Source organism: Leptolyngbya sp. FACHB-671, assembly GCF_014695745.1.
Taxonomy (GTDB): domain Bacteria; phylum Cyanobacteriota; class Cyanobacteriia; order Elainellales; family Elainellaceae; genus JAAUTN01.
This window is the reverse complement of record NZ_JACJOV010000123.1, coordinates 1-3,546: the sequence shown is the minus strand read 5'-3', so window position 1 is coordinate 3,546 and position 3,546 is coordinate 1. Positions and strand designations below refer to the sequence as shown.

Genomic DNA, 3,546 nt, shown 5'->3' with positions numbered 1-3,546 from the left:
GTTCAATGTAGGCCGTTTACCAGTCCTTAGAAGTAAACCAGTGAGGGGCAACAGCATAATAACTCACACCACTTTTTTGCTTTGAACAGAGGAGAGATTCAGATGTCAGAGAAAAACAAAGCCATTTTAGAAGAGGCAAATGCGGCGAACGCTGCAGGCAACTATGAAGGATTCTTGTCGTTCTGCACCGACGACACGAAATGGACGTTCGTAGGGGACAAGACCCTGAACGGAAAAGAAGCTGTTCGCCAATATATGGCAGAGACATACATAGAGCCGCCAAAGTTTACGGTCGCCAACTTAATCGCTGAAGGTGATTTCGTCACGGCAGTTGGCGACATCACACTGAAGGACAAAGACGGGAAGGCGACTGATTACTCGTACTGTGACATCTGGCGCTTTCGCGGCGGCAAGCTGGCCGAACTAAGAGCTTTCGTCATCAAACTCGAAGTCAAGGATGAAACTAGCAGCGTACCGTAATTAGAAGCTCATAGATTCGTCTTTTGAATCCACCGCAAGCTAGAGGGTATAACTTTGATATTGTCCGTGGTGTGATCGCTGAGGTAGGGTAAATCGCGGCAGCGATCGCCGCTCTAGTCACAACGCTTCTGCACAAAGCTGCAACGCTTTTGTATCAAATTGCAATCCTTTTGCATCAGACCGCAATGTTTCTGTATCGAGTCATCTTGCTTCTGTCACAGGTTGCAATGTACAGCTATCAGCAAAAACTTGATTTATAACTCATAGTGAGCAACTTTAACACCACCTAAGAGGTTTTTATGCAAGAGACAAAATACTCTTCCTCAGTGCCTTTTGAGACTACTCACAGGCTCTCAAGCCGTGAATTGGAGGTTTTGAAACTCATAGCGGAAGGTCAAAGTAATTCTGAAATTGCAGCTCATCTATATCTGAGCCACAACACTATAAAAACTTATGTACGTGGTATCTTCAACAAACTTGGAGTTGACCACCGTGTACAAGCTGCTGTAGTTGCTTTACGTCAAGGGCTGATTTAGGAGGTGCAATGATGAATTCTGAAGAAGCACTGGAAGTTGTAGAGCAAATTTTACGGTTGTGTCGCAAAAACTTATTAAGGACAACCGATCGGTATCGTTTGCATTCCCTTAAGCAGCAATTCCAAAGATTGTTTCGATAAATCTAACGTGAGAGACAATATCCCCTCGATCTATGCCTTTCACTTGCCCTTTGCGAATCATATTCATCGCTTCGATTCCGCTCAACGTGCTTCTCGCGCTGTTAAACGTCTTCAATCCCATCATCGGTTTCACAATTCGCTTGATCGATCGATGGTCTTGCTCAACAATGTTGTTCAGGTATTTCACCTGCCGTAATTCTGTTGCTCCAGGCAGTGTCTCTTCTTCCTTTAGCGTTTCTATTGCCGCTGGGTAAGCGGCATTCTTGTCTACTGTAATGACTCGTGGAGTCATAGTGTGCTGGGCTTTGAGCACCTTGCGAAAGAAGCGTGCCGCTGCCTTGCCATCCCGCTTAGCGCTCAGCATGAAGTCCAGCGCATTACCCTCTGAATCCACGGCAAGGGTACAGATATTTCCACTTGCCTTTAATTTTGATGTAAGTCTCGTCAGTTCTCCACGAGTCGTTTGTCGGCTTCAGCTGGGGTCGAATTCGTTTATCCAGTTCTGGGGCGTACTTTAACACCCAACGATTGACTGTCGAGTGATCCACGTTCACTCCACGCTCAGCCATCATTTCCTCTAAGTCTCGATAGCTCAAGGCATAGCGGCAGTACCAGCGGACATTCAGCAGGATGATTTGGGGCAAAAAGTGCCGCCACTTAAAGGGAGAAGTAGTAGACACCAGAGGCAGAGGAAGCAAGATTGGGTTTGTCCACCTTATCATTCACTGGTTTTTGCGACACAGCCGCTTGACGAGCCTCAGAACGAGCAAAGTAAGAGCCTAAACGCTGCTGAAACGTTTTGAGGAGGTTACTCCACCCAGCAAGGGTTTCCAGAGCAGTACCAGTCAGAAATAAGTTTGGGCTATCCAGCATAGCTTTACCTACAACCAGGCATACTCAGTCCAACTTATCTACAACTGTAATACTTAGAATGTGATCTTTTCTGACTTTTGATCTGACTTTCTCAAACAGACAAACACAACGCCAGTTTCTATTCTGAATAGGTGAGCAATGAACCTGAGTTGAGAGAACTAAATTCAATCTAACTGTTCTCAGTTCACGCTCAAACTCTTACTTTTCAGGAGAAAAGTTATGGCTACTAAAGATGTGGACAAAAGAATCATTATGAAAGATGTACTGAAGAGAATCTTGGAGAACAAGCGAGCGTACTCTAATTTGCCCTTATTTCAATATATGCGCGACACTCGTTTGACTACTTTATTCTCAGCTTCGGTGATATCAACAAGTATATGTTGCGAAAAGAACCCACAATTGATCCATACCAGCAACAAGTCAACCTCCATACCTACGAAGATGACCATCACTGGCACTGGTATCTCGAAGATTTTACAAAGCTCGGTTTCGATCATTTGTGTGGCCCTACCGCCTGGATGCAGTTTCTCTGGAGCGATGAAACCCGCCAAAATCGCATCCTGACCTACCGTTTGGCGGCACTTATTTCAGAAGCAAGTGCAGTAGAACGAATCGCCATGATTGAGGCGATCGAGGAAACCGGAAATGTCCTCTTCAGCACCATGCTTAACCTAGCAAAGGCAATTGAAACCCGACGTGGGATTGAACTGCGCTACTGCGGTGAATTTCACTTTGCGTTGGAGTCTGGGCATTCGGTAGGCAGCGACCACGCGAGAATGGCTGAAATTCCGTTAGATCCAGCAACCCAGCTGCGCTGCCTTTCTTTAGTTAATGAAGTTTTCGCGCTATTTGAATCCTGGACGCATGAACTTCTTACCTATGCACAAAAACACTCATTGGTTCATCAGCAAACTCGTTCCTATACAATGGTGCATCATGCCGCTCGTAGTACAACAGACCTTGTTCTAAGCACTTTCTCAAGAGATGACAGTGAAGCTGGAAGGTAAGCAGGGTAGCAGACAGAGCCTACTGAAAGACTAAAAAATAGGGTGAATCGATTCAATTTACCCCACAATTCTAAAAATGTTGCCTTCATTCTATCAAGCTTGTCTGCAAGCGCAACTGAGTTCCATTAGCAACGCTATTGGCTCAACCAATTCAATATGAAAGCCGTCATCGAAATTTACAACGGTTTCTCCAGTTACCGCAACTCAAGATCAAAAGCTTGTGGTTTCCGATTCTCAAACATTGGTTCAAGCAACATTTTTATCGGGGTCAATCGTTGTCTCTCTTCATTGATCGCACGCAATGGAAACAGCATAATTTGTTGATGGTGAGTTTCGTTTCTTGCAAGCGTGCCATTCCTCTATTCTGGCATCTGCTGGATAAGCAAGGCACAAGCTTAGGGGCTTGCAAATAAATAGAATCCCAGTCAATTTAGTAGGCATGGAGCAGGGAGTACGTTTCTTTGCTCAAAACCACTAGAGCAGGAAATTCTCCAATCATGCTGACTGACA

4 protein-coding genes and 1 pseudogene are annotated in these 3,546 nt (G+C 45.1%); 3 read left to right on the top strand and 2 right to left on the bottom strand.

Annotated elements, in window-relative coordinates; all coding sequences use genetic code 11:
• Positions 1–102: 102 nt before the first annotated feature.
• Positions 103–480, top strand: coding sequence for a nuclear transport factor 2 family protein (locus tag H6F93_RS16080; RefSeq protein WP_190682610.1), 378 nt, complete (start codon positions 103–105; stop codon positions 478–480).
• Between the two features lie 299 nt (positions 481–779).
• Positions 780–1,016: a response regulator transcription factor gene (locus tag H6F93_RS16075; protein WP_190682607.1), complete on the top strand. Its 237-nt coding sequence runs from the start codon at positions 780–782 to the stop codon at positions 1,014–1,016.
• Positions 1,017–1,124: 108 nt separating this feature from the next.
• On the opposite strand, the pseudogene H6F93_RS16070 reads toward H6F93_RS16075, so the two are convergent.
• Together H6F93_RS16070 and H6F93_RS16065 are read right to left on the bottom strand one after the other, a co-directional pair.
• Positions 1,125–1,878 (bottom strand): annotated as a pseudogene (locus H6F93_RS16070) (IS6 family transposase).
• The gene (locus tag H6F93_RS16065; RefSeq protein WP_190682603.1) at positions 1,814–2,029 is read right to left on the bottom strand and encodes a hypothetical protein; all 216 of its coding nucleotides are present in this window, start codon (positions 2,027–2,029) and stop codon (positions 1,814–1,816) included. Before H6F93_RS16065 ends, H6F93_RS16070 begins: the two are co-directional and overlap by 65 nt.
• Positions 2,030–2,406: 377 nt before the next feature.
• Here H6F93_RS16065 and H6F93_RS16060 point away from each other — a divergent pair, with 377 nt between their 5' ends.
• On the top strand, positions 2,407–3,036 hold the full coding sequence (locus H6F93_RS16060; RefSeq protein WP_199313754.1) for a hypothetical protein: 630 nt from the start codon (positions 2,407–2,409) through the stop codon (positions 3,034–3,036).
• Positions 3,037–3,546 lie beyond the last annotated feature (510 nt).

Excerpts from the sequence above, each read along its gene's own strand:
- H6F93_RS16075 (WP_190682607.1), top strand. The coding sequence starts at position 780 with ATGCAAGAGACAAAATACTCTTCCTCAGTGCCTTTTGAGACTACTCAC.
- H6F93_RS16065 (WP_190682603.1), bottom strand. The coding sequence starts at position 2,029 with ATGCTGGATAGCCCAAACTTATTTCTGACTGGTACTGCTCTGGAAACC.
- H6F93_RS16060 (WP_199313754.1), top strand. The coding sequence starts at position 2,407 with ATGTTGCGAAAAGAACCCACAATTGATCCATACCAGCAACAAGTCAAC.
- H6F93_RS16080 (WP_190682610.1), top strand. The coding sequence starts at position 103 with ATGTCAGAGAAAAACAAAGCCATTTTAGAAGAGGCAAATGCGGCGAAC.